This window comes from Acrocarpospora sp. B8E8 (assembly GCF_039871605.1).
Lineage (GTDB): Bacteria > Actinomycetota > Actinomycetes > Streptosporangiales > Streptosporangiaceae > Acrocarpospora > Acrocarpospora macrocephala.
Genome location: NZ_JBDPLV010000023.1, coordinates 18,537 through 43,446 on the forward strand (window position 1 = coordinate 18,537; position 24,910 = coordinate 43,446).

3 protein-coding genes (1 of these 3 running past the window's edge) are annotated in these 24,910 nt (G+C 71.3%); 1 reads left to right on the forward strand and 2 read right to left on the reverse strand.

The genetic code is table 11. The features are described from left to right. Both ABGB08_RS22835 and ABGB08_RS22840 read right to left on the reverse strand, forming a co-directional pair. On the reverse strand, positions 1-13,990 hold the 5' portion of the coding sequence (locus tag ABGB08_RS22835) for an SDR family NAD(P)-dependent oxidoreductase (RefSeq protein ID WP_347593436.1). The gene continues 13,922 nt to the left of window position 1, outside the view; only the first 13,990 of its 27,912 coding nucleotides appear in the window; its start codon is at positions 13,988-13,990; the stop codon falls past the left edge of the window. After that, a complete protein-coding gene (locus ABGB08_RS22840) occupies positions 13,987-23,325 on the reverse strand; it encodes a type I polyketide synthase (RefSeq protein ID WP_347593438.1) in 9,339 nt (3,112 codons plus the stop codon). The genes ABGB08_RS22835 and ABGB08_RS22840 overlap by 4 nt, the downstream gene beginning before the upstream one ends. A gap of 360 nt (positions 23,326-23,685) precedes the next feature. Here ABGB08_RS22840 and ABGB08_RS22845 point away from each other — a divergent pair, with 360 nt between their 5' ends. After that, positions 23,686-24,738 (forward strand): DegT/DnrJ/EryC1/StrS family aminotransferase, encoded by a 1,053-nt coding sequence (locus tag ABGB08_RS22845; protein ID WP_347593440.1) that lies wholly within the window; start codon positions 23,686-23,688, stop codon positions 24,736-24,738. Positions 24,739-24,910 lie beyond the last annotated feature (172 nt).

Sequence of the window (24,910 nt, forward strand, 5' to 3'; positions counted from 1 at the left end):
TATAGCCGAGCGTCCCGGCCAAGGCGCGGAAATCCGCCAGCATCGGATCCATCAACGGCGAATGGAACGCGTGCGACACCCGCAACCGCCGCGTCCTGACCCCCAGGGACTCCAGCGCAGCGGCCACCTCAAGCACCGCCTCGGCCCCGGAAATCACCACCGAGGCAGGACCGTTGACAGCGGCGATCGACACCTCACCCGAACACCCGGCCAGCAGGCTGGCCACGTCCTCTTCGGCTGCCTGCACCGCCACCATCGCCCCACCGGACGGCAACGCCTGCATCAACCGCGCCCGAGCCGCCACCAGCGCACACGCATCGCTCAGGGACAGCACCCCGGCCACGTGAGCGGCGGTGATCTCCCCGATCGAGTGCCCGGCCAGCACATCCGGCCGCACACCCCACGAGGACACCAGCCGGAACAACGCCGTCTCCACCGCGAACAACGCCGGCTGCGCCCACCCCGTCTGATCCAGCAGTTCCGCCTCGGCGAACATGACGTCGCGCAGCGGCCCGTCCAGCAGCGGGTCCAGCTCAGCGATCACCTCATCCAGCGCCTGAGCGAACACCGGGAAACGCTCGTACAGCTCCCGGCCCATGCCCGCCCGCTGGCTACCCTGACCGGTGAACAACACCCCAAGCCTCGGCTCCGCCCCGGCCACCCCACGCACCACACCCACACCGGGACGGCCCTCGGCCACCGCGCCCAGACCGGCCAGCACACCCTCACGACCGCTCGCCAGCACCACCGCCCGATGCTCAAACACCGACCGCGTCGTCGCCAGCGAGAACGCCACATCGGCCAGCCCGACACCTGGCACACCGTCCAGGTGCGACGCCAGCCGCTCCGCCTGCGCCCGCAACGCCTGATCGGTCCGGCCCGAGACCAGCAACGGCACCGACAACCCGCCGTCCACCACGGGCGCCGGGCGCTCGGACACCACATCCGCGGCCTCCGCGCCTTGCTCGATCGCACTCTGCTCGATGATCACATGGGCGTTGGTGCCGCTGATCCCGAACGACGACACCGCAGCCCTGCGCGGGCGGTCGGTCCGCGGCCACCCCACCGCCTCGGTCACCAGCTCAACCGCACCCTCACTCCAGTCCACATGCGAGGACGGCGCATCCACATGCAACGTCTTCGGCAGCAGGCCGTGCCGCATCGCCAGCACCATCTTGATCACACCGGCAACACCCGCGGCGGCCTGCGTGTGACCGATGTTCGACTTGATCGACCCAAGAAGCAGCGGCCGGTCCTCCGGCCGGTCCTGCCCATAGGTGGCCAGCAGGGACTGCGCCTCGATCGGGTCACCCAGCGTCGTACCCGTGCCGTGACCTTCCACCACGTCCACATCAGCGGAAGCCAGCCCCGCACCAGCCAGCGCCTGGCGAATCACCCGACGCTGCGAAGGACCATTCGGCGCCGTCAACCCGTTCGACGCACCATCCTGATTGACCGCAGACCCCCGCACGATCGCGAGGATCTCGTGCCCGTTTCGGCGCGCGTCCGACAACCGCTCCAGCACCAGCACACCCACGCCCTCCGACCAGCCCACCCCGTCGGCGCTGTCGGAGAACGCCTTGCACCTGCCGTCGGCTGCCAGCCCGCCCTGGGCGCTGAAATCAATGAAGGAGCTTGGCGTGGCCATCACTGTCACGCCACCGGCCAGCGCCAGCGAGCACTCACCCGAGCGCAGCGCCTGCGCCGCCAGATGCAACGCCACCAGCGACGACGAACACGCCGTGTCCACCGTCACCGCCGGACCCTCCAGGCCGAGGGTGTAGGACAAGCGGCCGCTCACGACGCTACCGGCGCTACCGATGCTGGAGAAAGTCATCACGTCCGGCGGGAGCGACACACTGGTCGCGTAGTCGTGGTACATCACGCCGGCGAAGACACCGGTATGGCTGCCGCGTAACGAGGTCGGGTCGATCCCGGCCCGCTCGATCGCCTCCCAGGTGGTCTCCAGGAGCAGGCGCTGCTGCGGGTCCATCGCCAGCGCCTCACGCGGCGAGATGCCGAAGAAGCCGGGGTCGAACTCCCCTGCCTCATGCAGGAAACCACCCTCACGCACGTAGCTGGTGCCCCGGCTCTCCCGATCCGGGCTGTACAACGCCCTCAGATCCCACCCTCGATTCGTCGGGAAACCGGTGATCGCGTCGGTCTCCTCAACCACCAGACGCCACAAATCCTCCGGAGATGCGACCCCACCCGGATACCGGCACGCCATCCCCACGATCACCACCGGGTCATCCGCCACCGAACGCACCACAGGCGACAGCACAGCCGAACCGGCCTGCTCACCCAGCAACTCGCCCAACAGGAACTCCGCCAGCACAACCGGAGTCGGATAGTCGAACACCAACGTCGCCGGCAACCGCAACCCCGTCACCACACCCAGCCGGTTACGCAACTCCACCGCGGTGAGCGAGTCAAAACCCAGCTCACGGAACTCGAGCCGCACCTCCACCCCATCCGGCGAGGCATGCCCCAGCACTGCGGCTACTTGGCTGCGGACGAGCTCAACCACCAACCGAACCCCGTCAGCCTCCCCCAAACCGGCCAACCGTCCAGCCAGCGACCCATCGCCTGCCGCCGCCGCCGACCGGCGAACTCCCCGCACCAATCCCCGCAACAGATGCGGCGCCTCACCGCCTGCCCGCGCCACGGCGGACACGTCCAACCGCGCCGTCACCACCGCCGCACGACCCACCGCAACAGCCGCGTCGAACAACCCCAAGCCTTGCTCGGCCGTCAAGGCCGAAATCCCCGCCCGCGCCATCCTGTGCATATCGGCCTGGCCCAGTGTGCCCGTCATCCCCGCGTCTTGCGCCCACGGACCCCACGCAAGCGACAACCCCGCCAAACCCAGGGCACGCCGATACTCAGCCAGCGCATCCAAGAACGCGTTCGCCGCCGCGTAGTTGCCCTGACCCGCCCCACCGAACACCCCCGCCACCGACGAGAACACAACGAACTCCGCCAGATCCAGATCCCGGGTCAGCTCGTGCAAATACCAGGCCGCATCCACCTTCGGCCGCAGCACCGCATCCACACGCTCCGCCGACAACGACGAGATCGTCCCGTCATCCAGCACACCAGCGGTGTGAATCACGGCAGTGAGCGGATGCCCGGCCGGGACCTGAGCCAGCAACGCCGCGACCTGATCCCGGTCTGCCACATCACACGCGGCGATCGAAACCTCCACGCCATGCGCGATCAGCTCCGCCTGCAACTCCACCGCACCAGGAGCGTCCGCCCCCCGGCGGCTGGCCAGCAGCAGACGCCGAACCCCACGCCCGGCCACCACATGCCGCGCGAACAACGCACCCAGACCACCGGTGCCACCGGTGATCAGCACCGTCCCCTCCGGATCCCAGGAGCGTACGACATCACCACCAGCGCCACCAGGGGCACGACGCGCTCCACCCAGGTCGCCGCCACGGTCAGAGGTGGTGGTCACCCGCGCCAGCCGAGGCACCCACACCTCACCGCCGCGGATCGCCGCCTGTGACTCGCCTGACGCCAACACCTCACCCATCGCTTCGGGCAACATTCCCGGCAACGCCGACAGCGAGGATCTGTCATCCACATCCACCAGCACGAACCGGCCGGGATGCTCGGACTGCGCGCTCCGCACCAGACCCCACACCGCTGCCGCCGCGAGATCAGCCGCGCCCTCGCCGTCATCGGCCGCCACCGCACCCGTGGTCACGAACACCAAACGGGAACCATGACACCGGGCGTCAGCCAGCCACGCCTGCACCAACCCCAGCATCTGTGCGGTCAACTCGTGAACCGACCCCACCACGTCCCCGTCCGGATCCGTGACCGCCTGCGTCAGCACCACCCCGGGTACCGGCCCTGCCTCCAGCAGCGACGGCAGATCCCTATGGAACGGAACCGAATCCCCACCCGGCCGCCACGCCGCGATGACACCCAACGCCCCGAAACCCAGCACCGCCGGCGGCATCCCATCGGCCACCCCACCTGCTGCCGCGCTCTTCGGCACCGCCGTCCATTCCACGCGGAACAGCGCATCCCGCTCCAGCGCCCGACCACCAGCGACCGGCAGATCACCAGCCGACAACGACCGCAGCACCAGCGACCCCGCCGACAACACCATCTCCCCAGCGGCATCCACCGCGGTCACCGAAACCGAATCATCACCCGTCCTGACCAGCCGCACCCGCAACAACGACGCACCAACGGCGTGCAAGGACACCCCACCCCACGAGTACGGCAACAACACGCCCTCGGAGTCACCCAGCCCGGCAAACGGCACCGCGTGCAAGGCCGCATCCAGCAACGCCGGATGCAACCCGAACGCACCCGCCTCCGACTCCGCCTGCTCAGGCAACGCCACCTCGGCGAACACCTCACCACCCGCGCCCCGCCAGGCCCCCCGCAACCCCTGGAACACCGGACCGTAGCCGTACCCGCCCGCGGCCAGGTCCTCATACAGCCCGTCCAGCTCGATCGCGGTCGCGCCCCGCGGCGGCCAGACCTCGGCATCGAACGACCCGGCTTCCGAAGCACCGCTCGCGAGCGTCCCGGTCGCGTGCCGCACCCACGGCACATCCTCGCCGGCCTCCGCCAATCGGGCATAGACGTTCACGCTCCGGCGACCCGACTCCTCCGGCGCACCCACCGCGACCTGGACCGCGACCGCCTCGCCCTCGCCCAGCACCAGCGGAGCGGTCAAGGTCAGCTCCTCAACCACATCACAGCCGACCTGGTCACCCGCTCTGATCGCCAGCTCCAGGAACCCGGTGCCCGGGAAGATCACCGTGCCGGACACCACATGATCGGCCAGCCACGGATGCGACCGCACCGACAGGCGCCCGGTCAGCAGCACCCCGTCGGAATCGGCCAGGCCCACCGCCGCACCCAGCAGCGGATGGCTCGCAGCGGTCTGCCCCAGCCCCCGGGCATCCCCAGCCGAAGCGGGGTTCGGCCAGTACCACCGACGTTGGAAGGCGTATGTGGGCAACTCCACCTGGCGCGCGCCCGGGAACATCGCCCGCCAATCGAGCGGCACCCCATGCACATGCAACTCGGCCAGCGCCGACATCACCGCACTCTGCTCATCCCGATCCCCGCGCAACACCGGCACCAGCACCAGGTCCGACTCGCCCGCGTCGACGTCCGAATCGGCGATCGTGGCAAGGGTCTCCTGAGCCATGGCGGTCAACACCCCGTCGGGACCCAGCTCCAGATACGCCCGCACACCCTGCGCATGCAACACACGGACACCGTCGGCGAAGCGGACCGCGCCACGCACCTGCTCCACCCAATAATCCGCCGAGCACAACCGCTCAGCCGTGACCAGCTCCCCGGTCAAAGTCGACACGATCGCAAAGCGCGGCGAGTTGTAGGTAAGCGTCTGGGCCAGGGCACGGAAGTCCGCCAGCATCGGATCCATCAACGGCGAATGGAACGCATGCGACACCCGCAACCGCCGCGTCCTGACCCCCTGAGACTCCAGCGCCGCCGCCACCTCAAGAACCGGCTCCGCCACCCCGGAGATCACCACCGAGGCAGGACCGTTCACCGCCGCGACCGACACCTCACCCGAACGCCCGGCCAGCAGCCCGGCGACCGCATCCTCGGACGCCTGCACCGCCACCATCGCCCCACCGGACGGCAACGCCTGCATCAACCGCGCCCGCGCCGCCACCAACGCACACGCATCACCCAGCGACAACACCCCGGCCACATGCGCAGCCGCGATCTCCCCGATCGAATGCCCCGCCAGCACATCCGGCCGCACACCCCACGACTCCACCAACCGGAACAACGCCGTCTCCACCGCGAACAACGCCGGCTGCGCCCACCCCGTCCGATCCAGCGCATCCGCCTCGGCCGTACCCGGCTCCGCGAACAGCACCGCGCGCAGCGAACGACCCACCCGACCGTCCTGCTCCGGCTCCATCAAGGGATCCAGCTCGGCGATCACCTCGTCCAAGGCTTCGGCGAACACCGGGAAACGGTCGTACAGCTCGCGGCCCATACCGGCCCGCTGGCTGCCCTGACCGGTGAACAACACCGCAAGCTTCGGCTCGGCCATGGCCACGCCGCGCACCGCACCCGACAGATCCTCGGTCATGCTCCGCAGCCCGGCCAGCGCAGCAGCACGGTCGCCCGCCAGCAGCACCGCCCGATGCTCGAACGCCGACCGCGTCGTGGCCAGCGAGAACGCCACATCGTCGAGACTCAGGTCAGGCTCGCCGTCCAGATAAGACGCCAGACGCTCAGCCTGCGCCCGCAACGCCTGATCGGTGCGGCCCGAGACCAGCACCGGCACCGCACCAGCGGCAGGTACCCGACCCTGCGAACGGTCTTCTCCTTCCGATGCTTCCGGGCCTTGTTCGAGGATCAGGTGAGCGTTGGTGCCGCTGAACCCGAACGACGACACACCCGCCCGGCGCGGATGGCCGTTTCGCACCCACTCCACCGGCTCGGTCAGCAGCTCAACCACACCCCTGCCCCAGTCCACATGCGAGGACGGCGCATCCACATACAGCGTCTTGGGCAGCATCCCGTACCGCATCGCCATGACCATCTTGATCACACCCGCCACACCCGCGGCCGCCTGCGTGTGACCGATATTCGACTTGATCGAACCCAGCAACAGCGGCCGATCAGCGTCACGGTTCTGCCCGTAGGTGGCCAGCAGGGCCTGGGCCTCGATCGGGTCGCCCAGCCGGGTGCCGGTGCCGTGTGCCTCGACCGCGTCCACCTCGGACGGGGACAGACCGGCGTCGGCCAGCGCCTGGCGGATCACCCACTGCTGCGAGGGACCGTTCGGCGCGGTCAACCCGTTCGACGCACCGTCCTGGTTGATCGCCGAGCCACGTACCACCGCCAGCACCTCATGGCCGTTACGGCGGGCATCCGACAACCGCTCCAGCACCACCATGCCGACGCCCTCGGACCAGTTCGTGCCGTCGGCCGCGTCGGCGAACGCCTTACACCGGCCATCGGCCGCGAGACCGCCCTGGGCGCTGAAATCAATGAAGGAGCTTGGCGTGGCCATCACTGTCACGCCACCGGCCAGCGCCAGCGAGCACTCACCCGACCGCAGCGCCTGCGCCGCCAGATGCAACGCCACCAGCGACGACGAGCAGGCGGTATCCACCGTCACCGCCGGACCCTCCAGCCCGAAGGTGTACGCGATGCGCCCGGTCGCGATGCTCCCGGCGGTGCCGGTGCTGACGAAACTCCGCGCATCCAGCGGGAACTCAACACTCGGACCGTAGTCGTGGTAGATCACTCCGGCGAACACGCCGGTACGGCTGCCGCGCAGCGAACCCGGCTCGATCCCCGCCCGCTCGACCGCCTCCCAGGACGTCTCCAGCAGCAACCGCTGCTGCGGATCCATCGCCAGCGCCTCACGCGGCGAAATACCGAAGAACCCCGGATCGAACTCCCCCGCCCCATGCAGGAAGCCACCTTCGCGGACGTAGCTGGTCCCGCGCCTCTCCCGATCCGGGTCGTAGAACGCCGCCAGATCCCAGCCCCGCGTGGTCGGGAACTCGCCGATCCCGTCCCCGCCCTCGGCCACCAGACGCCACAGATCCTCCGGCGAGGCGACCCCGCCCGGAAAACGACACGCCATGGACACGATCACGACCGGGTCGTCGGCCACCGGCGACAGCGCCTGCGGCGCCAGGTCCAGGACTTCCTCCCGTGTCCCCATCAACTCGTCGAGCAGATGCCTGGCCAGCACGGTCGGGGTCGGGTAGTCGAAGATGAGGGTGGAGGGCAGGCGGAGGCCGGTGACGGTGTTGAGCCGGTTGCGTAATTCGATCGCGGTGAGGCTGTCGAAGCCCAGCTCGCGGAACTCCCGCCGGACGTCCACCGCCGCGGGGTCGGAGTATGCGAGGACGGCGGCGGTTTGCGCCCGGACCAGGTCGACCACGAACCTGGTCCGCTCGGTCTCTGTCAGGCCGGTCAGCTGCCGTACCAGCTTTCCTTCACCGGCCACATGCGCCGACGCCGTACGGCGGGCGCCGCGGACCAGCCCGCGCAGCAGCGACGGGATCAACTGGGCGGGCATCGTCGGCGGGTTCAGCCGCGCCGGGACCACCAGCGGTGAGTCCGAGCCGATCGCCGTGTCGAACAGGGCGAGTCCCTGCTCAGTGGTCATGGGCGGCAACCCCGCGGCGGCCATTCGCTGCACATCGGCCCGCGACATGCCGCCGGTCATCCCGGTGGCCTGCTCCCACAGACCCCACGCCAGCGACAACCCGGGCAGCCCTTGGCTCCGGCGGTGCGCCATCAGCGCGTCCAGCCAGGTGTTGGCCGCCGCGTAATTGCCCTGACCCGTACCGCCCATGAGCCCGGACAGCGAGGAGAACACCACGAACCCGGCCAGATCCATGTCCTGGGTCAGCTCGTGCAGGTGCCAGGCGGCGTCCACCTTCGGACGCAGCACCACATCCAGCCGCTCCGGCGTCAGCGAGGCGATGATCCCGTCATCGAGGACTCCGGCCGTGTGGATTACGGCGGTCAGCGGATGGCCGGCGTCCACCTGCGCCAGGAGTGCCGCCACGTGATCCCGGTCGGCCACGTCGCAGGAGGCGATGGTCACCCGCGCGCCCTGCGCGGCCAGTTCCTGCTCAAGTTCACGCGCCCCGGCCGCTTCCAGGCCTCTGCGGCTGGCCAGCAGCAGGTGCCGCACGCCGTGCCCGGCCACCAGGTGCCGGGCCAGTTCGGCGCCCAGGCCGCCGGTGCCGCCGGTGACCAGCACCGTGCCCTCCGGGTCCCACCGCCGGGGCATGGTCAGGACGATCTTGCCGGTGTGGCGGGCCTGGCTCATGAACCGGAACGCCTCACGGCCGCGCCGCACGTCCCACGCCGTCACCGCCAACGGCCGCAACTCACCCGCCGCGAACAGTTCCATCAGGTCGGCCAGCATTTCTCGCAACCGCTCGAATCCGGCGTCCATCAGGTCGAACCAGCGATAGACCAGCCCCGGGAACTGTTCTTCGTCGCGGATGTCCAGCTTGCCGATCTCAATGAACCGGCCGCCGTGGCGCAGCAGCCGCGCCGAGGCGTCGATGAAGTCCCCCGTCAGCGAGTTCAGGACCACATCGATCCCTCGATCCCCGCGCACCTGCCGGAACCGCTCCTCAAACTCCAGCGTCCGCGAAGAGGCGATGTGATCATCCGGGACGCCCAGCGAGCGGAGCACCTCCCACTTGGCCGGGCTGGCCGTGGCGAACACCTCCACGCCCAGCCGCTGAGCCAACTGGATCGCCGCCATGCCCACACCGCCGGTACCGGCGTGCACCAGCAACGACTCACCCGCGCGGAGCCCGGCCAGGTCCATCAGCCCGTACCAGGCCGTCAGGAACACCACCGGAATCGTCGCCGCCTGCTCGAACGAAATCCCATCCGGGATCTTGGCCAGGAGTTGGGCACGGGCCACCGTCACCGGCCCGAAGCCGCCTTCGACCAGGCCGACCACCCGGTCTCCCTGGCTCAGGTCATCGACTCCGGGGCCGACCTCCAGGACCACTCCGGCGGCCTCGCCGCCCATCAGGCCGACCTTGTCCTGGTACCAGCCCAGCGCGTTGAGCCCGTCCAGCAGGTCCCGGAAGTTCACCCCGGCCGACTGCACCGCCACCCGGACCTGACCGGCCGCAAGTGGCCCGGCCGCCTGGGGGAACTCGAGCAACGCCAACGCGTCCAAGCTGCCCTTGGCCCGGCTGCCCAGCCGCCACGGCACCCCGGCCGGGGGCACCAGCCCCGCACCCGATGCCAGCGGCGCCAGACGCGGCACCCGCACGGCATCCCCGCGTACCGCCACCTGCGGCTCACCGCAGGCCAGCACCCCGGCCAGCACCGAGTCAGACAGCTCACCATCGACATCCACCAGCACGAACCGGCCCGGATTCTCCGACTGCGCACTACGGACAAGACCCCACACGGCCGCAGCCGCCAGATCGGTGACCACCTCACCCGCACCCACCGCGACCGCACCCCGAGTCACCACCACCAGACGCGAATCAGCGAACCGGTCATCGGCCAGCCACCCCTGAACCGCATCCAGCACCCTGGCAGTCAGCGCATGCGACGACTCCACCACCCCATCGGCCGGGTCGGAGACGACCTCCGTCAGCACCACCTCGGGTACCGGCCCCGCCTCCAGCAGCGACGGCAGATCCCTATGAAACGGAACCGAATCCCCACCCGCCACCGCACGCTCCGGCAGCGCCGTCCACTCCACCCCGAACAGCGCATCCCGCTCCAGCGCCCGACCACCAGCGACCGGCAGATCACCAGCAGACCACGGCCGCAACACCAGCGACCCCGCCGACAACACCATCTCCCCGGCGGCATCCACCGCGGTCACCGAAACCGAATCATCACCCGTCCTGACCAGCCGGACCCGCAACAACGACGCCCCACCCGCGTGCAAGGACACCCCACCCCACGAGAACGGCAACAACACACCCTCGGAACCACCCAGCCCCCAACCCCCCAACCCGGCAAACGGCACCACATGCAACGCCGCATCCAGCAACGCCGGATGCACCCCGAACAACCCCCCATCAACCACCCCCTCCGGCAACACGACCTCCGCGAACACCTCCCCACCCACACCCCGCCACGCCGCACGCAACCCCTGAAACACCGGCCCATAACCCAACCCACCCACGGCCAGCCGGTCATACAACCCACCCAGCTCAATCACCGACGCACCCCGCGGCGGCCACACATCGGCGTCGAACCGCTCCCAGGTCTGGCCACCGGCCGCCAGCACACCGATCGCATGCCGTACCCACGGCTCCTCGGCCCCAGCCTCCGCCTGCCGGGCGTAGACGCCCAGTTCACGCCGACCCGACTCATCCGGTGCCGCCACCCACACCTGCACGGCCACCGCGTCCCGCTCACCCAGCACCAGCGGCGCGGTCAAGGTCAGCTCCTCGACCACATCACAGCCGACCTGATCACCTACCTGGATCGCCAACTCCAGGAACCCGGTGCCCGGGAACATCACCGCCCCACCCACCACGTGATCGGCCAGCCATGGATGCGACCTCAGCGAGATACGACCGGTCAGCAGCACCCCATCCAAACCGGCCAGCTCGACAGCCGCCCCAAGAAGCGGGTGCTGGGCGGCCGTCAGCCCCGCCATCGTCACGTCTCCCGCTCGCGAGCCCGCGCCATCAAGCCAGAAACGCCGACGCTGGAAGGCGTATGTGGGCAGCTCCACCTGGCGGGCACCGGGGAACATGGCCCGCCAATCGAGCCGCACCCCATGCACGTGCAGCTCGGCCAGCGCCGACATCACCGCACTCTGCTCACCCCGATCCCCGCGCAACACCGGCACCAGCACCAGGTCCGACTCGCGCACACCGGCGTCCGAGTCGACGATCGTGGCAAGGGTTTCCTGGGCCATGGTGCTCAGGACGCCATCGGGGCCGAGCTCCAGATACGCCCGCACACCCTGGCGATGCAGCGTCCCAATGCCGTCGGCGAAGCGTACGGACCCACGCACCTGGTTCACCCAGTAGTCCGGCGAGCACAACTGCTCGGCCGTGGCCTGCTCCCCGGTCAGGGTGGACACCACCGGGATCCGCGGCGGGTTGTAGCCGAGCGTCCCGGCCAGGGCACGGAAGTCCGCCAGCATCGGCTCCATCAACGGCGAATGGAACGCATGCGACACCCGCAACCGCCGTGTCCTGACCCCCTGGGATTCCAGCGCGGCCGCCACCTCAAGGACGGCCGACTCCACCCCGGAGACCACCACCGAGGCAGGACCGTTCACCGCCGCGACCGACACCTCGTCCTCACGCCCGGCCAGCAGCCCGGCGACCGCATCCTCGGACGCCCGCACCGCCACCATCGCCCCACCGGACGGCAACGCCTGCATCAACCGCGCCCGAGCCGCCACCAACGCACACGCATCACCCAGCGACAACACCCCAGCCACATGCGCCGCCGTGATCTCCCCAATCGAATGACCCGCCAGCACATCCGGCCGCACACCCCACGACTCCACCAACCGGAACAACGCCGTCTCCACCGCGAACAACGCCGGCTGCGCCCACCCCGTCCGATCCAGCGCATCCGCCTCGGCCGTACCCGGCTCCGCGAACAGCACCGCGCGCAGCGAACCATCGAGCAACGGATCAAGCTCAGCGATCACCTCATCCAGCGCCTGAGCGAACACCGGGAAACGGTCGTAGAGCTCCCGGCCCATCCCGGCCCGCTGGCTCCCCTGACCGGTGAACAACACCCCAAGCCTCGGCTCCGCCCCGGCCACCCCACGCACCACACCGGCACCCGGACGGTCCTCGGCAACGGCCCGCAACCCGGCCAGCGCGCCCTCGCGATCCCCGGCAACCACCACCGCACGATGCTCAAAAGCCGACCGCGTCACAGCCAGCGAGAACGCCGTGTCGGCCAGCCCGTCATCAGGCACACCGTCCAGGTACGAAACCAGCCGCTCGGCCTGCGCGCGCAACGCCTGATCGGTCCGGCCCGAGACCAGCAACGGCACCGACGACCCGCCGTCCACCACGGGCGCCGGGCGCTCGGACACCACATCCGCGGCCTCCGCGCCTTGCTCGATCGCACTCTGCTCGATGATCACATGGGCGTTGGTGCCGCTGATCCCGAACGACGACACGGCGGCCCTGCGCGGGCGGTCGGTCCGCGGCCACCCCACCGCCTCGGTCACCAGCTCAACCGCACCCTCACTCCAGTCCACATGCGAGGACGGCGCATCCACATGCAACGTGCGCGGCACCACACCCTCGCGCATCGCCATGATCATCTTGATCACGCCCGCCACACCCGCAGCGGCCTGGGAATGACCGATGTTCGACTTGATCGAACCCAGCAGCACGGGCCGGTCCTCCGGCCGGTCCTGCCCGTAGGTGGCCAGCAGGGACTGCGCCTCGATCGGGTCACCCAGCGTCGTCCCGGTACCGTGCGCCTCGACCACGTCGACATCCGCGTAGGACAACCCCGCGCCGGCCAGCGCCTGCCGGATCACCCGCTCCTGCGACGGACCATTGGGCGCCGTCAGGCCATTGGAGGCACCATCCTGGTTGACCGCGCTGCCCCGCATCACCGCGAGTACCCGGTGGCCCAGCCGCCGCGCGTCCGACAGCCGCTCCATCACCAGGACGCCGGCGCCCTCCGCCCAGACGGTGCCGTCAGCCGCCGCCGCGAACGACTTGCACCGGCCGTCCGGCGCCAGGCCCCGCTGCCTGCTGAACTCCACGAACATGCCGGGGTTGGCCATCACCGTGACGCCGCCGGCCAGGGCCAGGGAGCACTCCCCGGCCAGCAGGGCACGGGCCGCCTGGTGCAATGCGACCAGGGACGAGGAACACGCGGTGTCCACGGTGACCGCGGGCCCCTCCAGGCCCAGGGCGTAAGCCACCCGCCCGGACACGACGCTGGCGGTGGTGCCGGTCAGCAGGTGCCCCTCGAATCCCTCGGGGGCGGCGTGGAGCGGCGCGGCGTAGTCCTGCGCGATCGCTCCGACGAACACACCGGTACGGCTGCCGCGCAGGGAGCGCGGGTCGATCCCGGCCCGCTCCACCGCCTCCCACGACGTCTCCAGCAACAACCGCTGCTGCGGATCCATCGCCAAAGCCTCACGCGGCGAGATCCCGAAGAACCCCGCGTCGAACCCCGCCACGTCCGCCAGGAACCCGCCCACCCGTATGTAGCTCTTCCCGGTCCGATCCGGGTCGGGGTCGTACAGGCTGTCCACGTCCCAGCCCCGATCGGCCGGGAACTCGCCGATCGCGTCGCGCTCGCCGGCCACCAGTTCCCACAGGTCCTCCGGCGAGGTCACCCCGCCGGGGAACCGGCAGGCCATGCCGACGACGGCGATGGGCTCCCGGTCGCGTTCCTCCAGGTCGCGCAGGCGCTTGCGCGTCTCGTGCAGCTCGACGGTCACCCGCCTCAGGTATTCGACGACCTGCTCGTTGTCCGTCATCCGCGCGTCCTCAGTCATCCGAGTTCCTCGTCGATAAAGCTGAGCAGTTCGGCCACCGAGGCCGTCTGGAGCCGCCCGGTGACCTCGCCGTCGCCGTTGGCCGGCGGTGGCGGCGCGGCCCAGGCCGCCACCTGGTCCGACAGGAGCTTCAGGCGGGCGGCGACGCCGACGCGAAGTACGCCGTCGGCCGGCGCGGCGGCCAGGGCGGCGGCGAGGCGGTCCAGGTCGGCCAGGACGCCCCCGCCGGGCTCGGGCGCGCCGGGCGTCAGCTCGGCGATCAGGTGCCGGGCCAGGGCCGCGGGCGTCGGGTGGTTGAACAGCAGAGCGGCGGGCAGGCGCAGGCCGGTGGCGGCGCAGAGCTGATTGCGCAGCTCGACCGAGGTGAGCGAGTCGAAGCCCAGGTCCTTGAACGACGCGTCCGCCTCGACGGCGCCCGCGGCGTCGTGCCCGAGCACGGCCGCGGACCGGGCGCTGATCAGCTCCAGCACCGTGCGGGTGCGGGCGCCGGGGTCGAGCGCGGCCAGCCGCTCGGCGAGCGGCACGCCGGCGGCGCGGCCGGGCGACGGCGGCCGAGCGGGGACCGGGGGTACCAGGCCGCGCAGGATCGGCGCCGCGTCCGGCCCCGCGGCGCGCACGGCGGCGAGGTCGAGGCGGGCGGGCACGGCCACCGGCTCGTCCAGGGCCAGGGCCCGGTCGAACAGGGCGAGCCCGGCTGGGACGGACAGCGGCGACAGGCCCGCGCGGGCCATCCGGGAGCGGTCGGCGCCGCCTAGCGCGGTAGTCATGCCCTCGGTCCACGATCCCCAGGCCAGGGCGGTCGCGGGCAGCCCATGCGCGCGCCGGTGCCGGGCCAGGGCCTCCAGGAAGGCGTTGGCCGCCGCGTACGCGGCCTGGCCCGCGCCGCCGAGCGTGGCCATCACCGAGGAGTACAGCACGAGGGCGGGCGCGCCCGCGTCGCGCGTGGCGCGATGCAGGTTGAGCGCGCCGTCCACCTTGGGGCGGAGCACAGCGTCCAGGCGCTCGGCGGTGAGCCCGGTGACGGTGGCGTCGTCCAGCACGGCGGCGGCGTGGACGACGACGGCCGGCCGGTGCTCGGCCAGGAGCGCCTCGACGGCGCCAGCGTCGGCGACATCGCAGGCCGCGACGGTGATCCTCGGGCCTAGGCCGGATATCTCCCGGCCGCCGCGCCCAGCCAGCACCACCCGGCCCACGTCGTGGCGGTCGATCAGGTGCCGGGCGAGCGCGCGGCCGAGCGCGCCGGTGCCGCCGGTGATCAGGACTGTGTCGCGGGGGCCGGGCCGGACGGGCATGGTGAGCGCGACCTTGCCCACGTGCCGGGCCTGGCTCAGGTGCCGGAACGCGTCGGGGGCGCGGCGCAGGTCCCAGGTGGCCACGGGCAGCGGGGCCAGCTCGCCACGCTCGAACAACGCCAGCACCTCGCGCAGCAGGCGGCCGAGGTGGCCGGGGTCCAGGTCCAGCAGGTCGAACGCCTGGTAGCGCAGGTGCGGGTACCGGTGGGGGTCGCGGATGTCGGTCTTGCCCATTTCCACGAACCGGCCGCCGGGGCGCAGCAGCCGTAGCGAGGCGTCCACCAGTTCACCGGCGAGGGAGTTGAGCACCACGTCCACGTCCCGGCCGCCGAAGTGGCGCTCGAACTCGGCGGTGCGCGAGGAGGCCAGGTTCGAGCCGGGCACGCCCAGGGCGCGCACCTGGTCCCACTTGCCGAGGCTCGCGGTGGCGAGCACGTCCGCGCCGAGGTGCCGGGCGAGCTGGACCGCGGCCATGCCGACGCCGCCCGCCGCCGAGTGGATCAGCACGGTCTCCCCCGCGCGCAGCCCGGCCAGTTCCACCAGCGCGTGGTAGGCGGTGAGGAAGGCGATGGGCGTGGTGGCGGCCAGGGCGTACGACCATCCGTCCGGGATGGGGGCGAGCGCGCACTCGTCGGCCACCGCTGTAGTGGCGAAGGCGCGGGAGAACACTCCCATTACCCGGTCGCCAGGGGCGTACGCGGTCACACCGGGGCCGGTCTCGGCTACCACGCCCGCCGCTTCCAGGCCCAGGGCGCCTCCGCCGCCGCCGGGGTAGAGGCCGAGCGTGAGCATCACGTCGCGGAAGTTGACCCCGGCCGCGCGAACGTCCACGCGCACCTGGCCGGGGGCGAGCGGCGCGCCGGGATCTGCGACGAGGGCCAGGCCGTCCAGGGTGCCACCCCCGTCCGAGGCGAGCCGCCAGTGCGCGGCCCCGCCGGGCGGGAGCAGGTGGCGGGAGGGACGGGCGAGCCTGGGCACGCGTGCCGTCCCCGCGCGCAGCGCGAGCTGGGGTTCCCCGGTCGCCACGGCGGCGGCGAGCGCGTGCTCGGACGCCTCGTGGCCGTCGCTGTCCACCAGGACGATCCTGCCCGGGTGCTCGGTCTGGGCCGAGCGCGCCAGGCCCCACACGGCCGCCGCCGCGGGATCGGCCGCGTGCTCGCGGTCGTCCACGGCGACGGCGCCGCCGGTCACCAGGACCAGGGGCCGCTCATCAGCGCCTTCCACGGCGTCGCGGACGAGAGCCAGGCCCCGGTGCACGATCTCGCGCACGGACGCGGCCGTCGGCTCGTCCTCGTCGGTGGACTCGCCGGTGGACAGGCGCACGATCCGGGGCGCGGGCGCCTCGCCGGGGGCCAACGGCAGCTCAGGCCACTCCACGGTGAACATCGAGTCGGCGAACCTCGAGTCGGCGAACCTCGAGTCGGCGAACCTCGAGTCGGCGAACCTCGAGTCGGCGAACCTCGAGTCGGCGAACCTCGAGTCGGCGAACCTCGAGTCGGCGGGCACGCCGACCGGCGCGGCGGGGCGCAGCACCAGCGAGCCGATCACCGCGACCGGGTGTCCCTGCCCGTCGGCCAGCACGACCGAGACGGACCCGGCGCCCGCGGGCGTGACCTCGACGCGCAACTCGCGCGCGTCCGCGCGGTGCAGCGACACGTCCTCGAAGGCGAAGGGCACCACGGGGTCCCCCGAATCCCCGGTGGCGAGGACCGCCGCGTGCAGCGCGGCGTCCAGCAGGGCCGGGTGCAGGCCGAACCCGGACCCGCCCAGACCGGTGGGCAGCGCCGCCTCGGCGTGCGCGGTCCCGCCGTCGAGGGTGACGGCGCGCAGGCCGCGAAAGGCCGGGCCGTAGTCGTAGCCGCGCGCGGCGAGCCTGCGGTACGCCTCCGCCGCGTCGATCCCGGACGCCGGCTCGGGCGCGACCTGCCGCTCCTGGGCGGAGGGCTCGGCCGGGGCGAGCGTCCCGGTGGCGTGCCTGATCCATGGGGCGTCCTGGCCGTGCCTGGCATAGCAGGCGATGCGCCGCCGGCCGTCGGCGTCGGCCGGGCCCACGGCAAGCTGGATCGCCGGTTCGCCGTCGCCGGGGAGCGGAAGGGGCGCCTCCAGGGTGAGCTCGGCCACGCGCGGGCAGCCGAGCCGGCCGCCCGCGTACAGGGCCGACTCCAGCAGGGCGGCGCCCGGCAGCAGCGCCACGCCGCCCACCACGTGGTCGGCCAGCCAGGGGTGGGCCCGGCGCGAGAGCGTGCCGGTGAACAGGGTCTCGCCGGTGGCGGCGGACGGCACGGGATCGCCGAGGAAGGGGTGCGCGTCCACCGCGCCGCCGGGCTCCAGCCAGTAGCGCCGCCGCTGGAACGCGTAGGTCGGCAGGTCCACGCGGCGAGCGGCCGGGAACAGCCGCGGCCATCGCACCGGCATGCCGTGCACGTACAGCCGGGCGGCGGCGGCGAGCGCCGCGGCTTCCTCGCCGCGGTCCTTGCGCAGGATGGGGAAGGCGGCCGGGCCCGGCGGCTCGCCGGAATCATGGTCAACCGAGAGGTTCTGGTGGACGAGTGCCGACAACCCGCCGTCCGGGCCGAGTTCCAGGAACGTCCTGGCCCCCGCCGAGGCGGCGGCGCGCACCGCAGCGGCGAAACGCACCGGACGCACGACGTGGTCCACCCAGTACTCAGGCGAGCACAGGTACGCGGCGTCCACCGGCTCGCCAGTCACGGTGGAGATGATCGGCAGGCTCGGCTCGTGGCAGGTCAGCCCCCCGACGACCTTCCGGAACTCCGCCAGCATCGGCTCCATCAGCGGCGAGTGGAACGCGTGGCTCACCCGCAGGCGGGTGGCCTTGCCGAAGTGCGCGGCGGTGCGCAGGACGGCGTCGCCGTCCCCGGCGATCACGACGGAGGACGGCCCGTTCACCGCGGCGATGACGGCTCCGTCCGCCAGCAGCGGCTCCACCTCCGCCTCACTGGCCAGGACCGACACCATGGCCCCGCCCTCGGGCAGGCGCTGCATCAGGCGGCCCCGGGCCGCGACCAGCGTGCAGGCGTCGTCCAGGGAGAGCACACCGGCCACGTGGGCGGCGGCGATCTCGCCGATCGAGTGCCCCACCAGCAGGTCCGGCGTCACGCCCCAGGACTCCAGCAGACGGAACAGAGCGACCTCGATGGCGAAGAGCGCCGGCTGGGCGAACTCGGTGCGGTCCAGCGGCTCCGGATCCGTACCGAACATCACCTCGCGCGGCGGCCGCTCCAGCTCGCCGGCCAGCCGCGCGAGAACATCGTCGAGTGCGCGGGCGAACACCGGGAACCGGGCGGCGAGCTCGCGGCCCATCCCGATCCGCTGCGCGCCCTGTCCCGCGAACAGCACCGCCAGTGCCCCTGGCCGGCCGGCGACACCGCGTGCCGCCTCGGCCACACCGTCAGCGGTGGCCAGGAGCACCGCCCGGTGGGCGAATTCCGAGCGTGCCGTCACCAGCGAGTAGCCGACGTCCGCCGGATCGGCTCCGCTCTCGGCCAGGAACGACGTCAGCCGGTCGATCTGGGCGCCGAGCGCCGCCTCGCTCTTGCCGGTGACCACCCAGGGCACCACGGCGGGAGCCGAGGAGGAGGGCGGCTCGGACTCGGGGTCCTGAGCCTGCTCGATGATCACGTGGGCGTTGGTGCCGCTGATCCCGAACGACGACACCGCAGCCCTGCGCGGGTGGTCGGTCCGCGGCCACTCCACCGGTTCGGTCACCGGCTCCACCGCGCCGGCCGACCAGTCGACCCGGGACGTGCGAGCATCGACGTGCAACGTCCGCGGCACGATCCCCCGCCGCATGGCCTGCACCATCTTGATCACGCCCGCGACCCCCGCGGCCGCCTGGCTGTGACCGATGTTCGACTTGATGGACCCCAGCAGCAGGGGCCGGTCCCGGTCCTGCCCGTACGTCGCGAGCAGAGCCTGGGCCTCGATCGGGTCGCCCAGGCTGGTGCCGGTGCCGTGCGCCTCAACCACGTCCACATCCGCAGGGGAGAGGGCGGCGCTGTGCAGCGCCTGCCGGATCACCCGCTGCTGGGAGGCGCCGCTGGGGGCGGTCAGGCCGTTGGAGGCGCCGTCGGAGTTGACGGCGGAGCCGCGGAGCACGGCGAGCACGTGGTGACCGTTGCGGCGGGCGTCCGACAGTCGTTCCAGGACCAGCACGCCGACGCCCTCGGCCCAGCCCGTGCCGTCGGCGGCGTCGGAGAATGCCTTGCATCGTCCGTCCGGGGACAGACCACCCTGCTTGGCGAACTCCAGGAAGATGCCCGGCGTCGACATGACGGTGACGCCGCCCGCCAGCGCCAGCGAGCACTCCCCCGACCGCAGCCCCTGCGCGGCCAGGTGCAGGCCGACCAGCGACGACGAACACGCGGTGTCCACCGTGATCGCGGGACCTTCCAGACCCAGGGTGTACGCGACCCGGCCGGACAGAACGCTGGGCGAGGTACCCGTCAGCGTGTACCCTTCGGCGTCGCCGGACACCTCGTGCATCCGGGCGCCGTAGTCCTGCGCCATCGCGCCCAGATAGACACCGGTCCGGGTGCCCTGCAGCGACGAGGGCGGGATCCCAGCCCGCTCCACCGCCTCCCAGGCCACCTCCAGCGCCAGCCGCTGCTGCGGCTCCATCGCCAGCGCCTCCCGCGGCGAGATTCCGAAGAACGCGGCGTCGAAGTCGCCCGCGTCGTAGAGGAAGCCGCCGAGAAGATCCCCAGGGGCGGCCCCCATCCGCCAGCCACGGTCGGCGGGCATCGCCGACACGGCGTCCGCACCGGCGTCGACCAGCCGCCACAGGCTTTCCGGGGAGTCGATCCCGCCCGGGTAGCGGCAGGCCATCCCGATGATCGCGATGGGCTCGTCGGCCAGGAGGGTGGAAGCCACCGGTTCCAGGGGCGGGGGGTTCCCGGAACCGGTGGCGGCTGTGGACGTCAGAAAGGCGGCGAGCCTCGCCGGCGTGGGGTGGTCGAAAAGAGTGTTCGCGTTAAGAGTGTTCGCGGTCAACGGCAGCCCGGCGGCCGAACTGAGCTGGACCGTGAGCTCGACGAGCATCGCGGAGTCGAAACCGAGCTCCTTGAAGGGCAGACCGAGCTCGACCCGATCCGGATCGTCAGTTCCGAGGATCGCCGCGCACGCGTCACGGACCACGTCGAGCAGGTCGGCGGGCCCCTGAACATCGTCAGGACCGGCCCCGCGATCGACGGCGGGACCGGCCGAGACCGTTTCGTTCCGCCCGCCCTGCGGGCCGGATTCTCGTGGCTCGGCCTCTTCGAGCCAGTATCGGTCACGCTGGAACGCGTACGTCGGCAACTCGACCCGGGACGCGGCGGGGATGAACCTCTCCCAGCCGACCTCCACCCCGTTGGCGTGGAGGTCGGCGACCGAGGTGACCATACGGGGGACCCCGGCGTTGTTCCTCCTGATGGTGCAGACGGCCACCGCTGGGCGGCCGGCGGCCCGCGCGCCTTCGTGGATGCTCCCGATCAGCACCGGGTGCGGGCTCACCTCGATGAAAGCGCCGAGCCCGTCAGCCAGCATCCGCCCGACCGTGCCATGGAAGTCGACCGGTCGGCGCAGGTTGCGGTACCAGTAGTCACCGTCGAGTTCCGCGGTGTCCAGGGGGGTGCCGGTCACCGTCGAGTAGAAGGGGATCGCCGAGCTGCGGGGCCGGATCGACGTCAGCATCGGCGCCAGCTGTTTCTCGATCAGCTCGACCATGGCGCAGTGCGAGGCGTAGTCGATACTGATCCGGCGCATCCGCGCCGTATCCGCCAGTTCGGCCATCATCTCGGCCAGCGCGTCGTCGTCCCCGGACACCGCCACGGAGGACGGATCGTTGATGACGGCGACGGACAGGCGGCCTTCCCAGCGGGCCAGCCTCTCGTTCAGGACATCCGGTGGCAGTCCTACCGAAACCATGCCGCCGCGGCCAGAGAGGACCTCGCTGACCAGCTTCGACCTGGCGGTTACGATCCGGGCGCCGTCCTCGAGCGACAGCGCGCCCGCGACGCACGCGGCGGCGACCTCGCCCAGCGAGTGGCCCACGACGGCGGCCGGTTCAACGCCGTACGACCGCCACAGTGCCGCCAGCGAGACCATGATCGCCCACAGCACCGGCTGGATCACGTCCGCGCGATCCCTGGGCGGGCTGCCGGGTTCCTCCCGGACGACGCTCATCAGCGACCAGTCGACGAAGGGTGCCAGCGCCGCCTCGCATTCCGCCATGGCGGCGGCGAACACCGATGCCGAGTCGAGCAGCTCCACCCCCATCCCGGCCCACTGCGACCCGTGGCCGGGGAAGACGAACACCTGATGGCCAGGGCGTTGCCAGCCGAGCGCCGGCGGCGTCGTGTGCTGGCCGAGCCCGAAGACCAGCCGCATCTTGTCGAGGCGTTCCACCTGGTCGGCGAGCACGCGGTTGGAACCGGAATCGACGCCGCGCACCAGCCCAGGCGCGGACCGCCCTTCCGACAGCGCGTCCAGCCCGCGGAGCAACTCTTCTCCTCCGTCACCGACGACGACCGCTCGATGGCGCAGGCCGGCCCGGGTCGTTGCCAGCGAGAAAGCCACGTCGGCGATCGAAAGGTCCGCATGTTCCCTGACGTGGCGGGCCAGCCGGGCTGCCTGGGCCCGCAGCGCGCCCTCGGTGTGGCCGGACAGCGTCCAGTACACCGGTGACGGCGTCTCGGGCCGCTCCTGGACGCTCCCGGTATCCGGGGAGACGCGCACCGGGGCGGAGGTCAGTACGACGTGGCAGTTGGTGCCGCCCAGTCCGAAGGACGAGACACCCGCGACAATCGGGGCATCTTCCCTGTCGCCAGCCGGCCACGGCATCGCCGACCGCACCACTCGCAGGTTCCACTCGTCGAATCGGATCGCGGGATTCGGGCTTTCGAAGTTGAGGCTCGGCGGCAGCAGCCGCTGCTCGACGGCCAATGCGGTCTTGAGCAGGCCGACGATCCCGGCGGCGCCTTCCAGGTGGCCGACGTTGGTCTTCACCGATCCCACCCACAGGGGGGCACCAGAACGCTCCATGCCATAGACAGCGCCGAGAGCGGTGGCTTCGGTGGGGTCGCCCACCCGGGTGCCGGTGCCGTGCAACTCCACGTACCCGACGCTCGCCGGGTCCACGCCGGCCCGCCGGCAGGCGGACCTCAGCACGCGTTCCTGAGCCAGGGCGCTCGGCGTGGTGAGCGCGTCGCCGGGGCCGTCGTTGTTGACCGCGCTCCCCGCAATGACGCAGTACACGTGGTCGCCGTCCGCGAGGGCGCGCGACAGCGGCTTGAGCAGGACGATGGCGCCGCCCTCGCCGCGGACGTAACCGTTCGCCCGCGCGTCGAAGGTGAAGCACCTGCCGTCCGGGGACAGCGCGCCGAGTTCCGCGGCCGCCATGGCGCTCTCCGCGGCCAGGTTGAGCTGGACCCCACCCGCGAGGGCCATGCTGGACTCGCCGCTGCGGATGCTCTCGCAGGCCAGGTGCACCGCCACCAGCGACGACGACTGGCCGGTGTCCACCGCCACGCTCGGTCCTGTCAGGGCGAGGAAGTGCGATACGCGGTTGGCGAGGAGGCTGCGGTTGACGCCGGTAAGCGAGTGGTGGCCGATTCCCGCCGCGCCGGCCTGGCGGCTCAGCAGCGCGTAGTCGTCGGCCGTCGCACCGATGAAAACGCCGACGTCGGCGCCGCGGACGCGGGCGGACGCGATACGCGCATTCTCCAGGGCCTCCCAGCTGAGTTCCAGCGTCAACCGCTGCTGGGGATCCATCGCGCGGGCCTCGCGGGGCGAGATCCCGAAGAACGCGGCGTCGAACCGGTCGATCCCGTCCAGAAATGCGCCGTAAGCGCTGGGGCCGAGCTCCGGGCCCGCGTTCCAACGGCCGGGCGGCACGGTGGACACGGCGCTCACGCCGTCGCTCAGCAGCCGCCAGAACTCCGCCGGGCCGGGCGCGGCGGGCAGCCGACAGGACACTCCGACAATCGCGATCGCATCGTCACTCGTGCCGGACCAACGACCAGGCATGAACTCGGATCGATTCACGCGCCACTCTCCCCATACCGTCGTCGTACCGCCACGTGGAAACGCGGATTCACCGCCCGGCAAGGGTGCGCTCGAATCGCCGCGTCCCGGCTTCCGCCTCAGCCGCGACAAACTATGCCGAGCACCCGCTGCGCGTTTCACTAGTTGTGGTGCCGCATGCGTAACGGCAGTGACCTGGATCGACGCGGTTCTACACGGATTCCTAGTGTTTTCACGAGTGCCGTCCGGGTTCTTCTGTACGTGACCCGGCGTGTCTTCGGCGAGTCCCGTGCCGCGGAGCGGCGGGGAAGACGGGACTTTCCGAGCGTCTCCTGTCGCCCCGTGCCGGCGAGCCGGGCCGGCTGATGAGTGAGGGAACCGATGGCGTTCAAATATCAGGTGTCAAAGCCGTACCTCACCGGACGGGAACTGGAGTACCTCACTGAGGCCGTCAACTCCGGCTGGATATCCTCGCAAGGCCCCTTCGTCGGGCGCTTCGAGGAAGAGTTCGCCCAGTACAACGGCTTCGCTCACGGCGTCGCGTGCTCCTCGGGCACGACCGCGCTCACCCTCGCGCTGCGCGCGCTGGGGGTCGGTCCCGGCGACGAGGTCCTGGTACCGGAGTTCACCATGGTCGCCACGGCGTGGGCCGTCAGCTACACGGGCGCGGTGCCGGTGTTCGTCGACTGCGCCGACGACCTCAACATCGACGTCTCGCTGATCGAGGAGAAGATCACTCCACGTACCAAGGTCATCATGCCGGTGCACGTCTACGGCCGGCGCTGCGACATGGACGCGATCATGAACGTGGCGTACGAGTACAACCTGAGGGTGGTGGAGGATTCGGCGGAGGCGATGGGGGTGCGCCCGGTGGGCGACGTGGCGTGCTTCTCCCTGTTCGCCAACAAGATCATCACGGCCGGCGAGGGGGGTGTCTGCGTCACCAACAGCGAGCATCTGGCCCGGCAGATGGCCCACCTGCGCGGCATGGCCTTCAGCAAGGAGCACAACTTCATCCATAAGAAGCTGGCCTACAACTTCCGCATGACCAACATGCAGGCCGCGGTCGCCCTGGCCCAGCTGGAGCGGGTCGAGGAGATACTCGCCATCCGCAAACGGATCGAAAGCACCTACGACAGCGGACTCGACGGCATCACCGGGCTCACCCTCATGCCGCCCCGCGACGTGCTATGGATGTACGACATCCGGGCGGAGCGGCGGGAGGAACTGCGGGAGTTCCTCGCGGACGCGGGGATCGAGACCCGGCTGTTCTTCCAGCCCATGAGCCGCCAGCCGATGTACTTCAACCCCGACTGGCCGTCGCTGAACGCCGCCCGCTTCGCGGCCGACGGTCTCTATCTGCCCACCGACCCCGGGCTGTCCGAGTCGGACCAGGACTTCGTGATCGGCAAGATCCGCGAGTTCTCCCTGTAGGGGGCAGTCCTCGCGGCGCACACGCGGGTGACCGCTTCAGCCGGAAACCCCGGACCGAGGCCGCCAGCGGTTCACTTCTAATGATTTCCGGGAACCGGTCGCAGCAGGATGTGCCGGACGAGCAAACAAGATCGCTGCTCGGATCCGCCACCTACACCTATTCGGCAGCCGA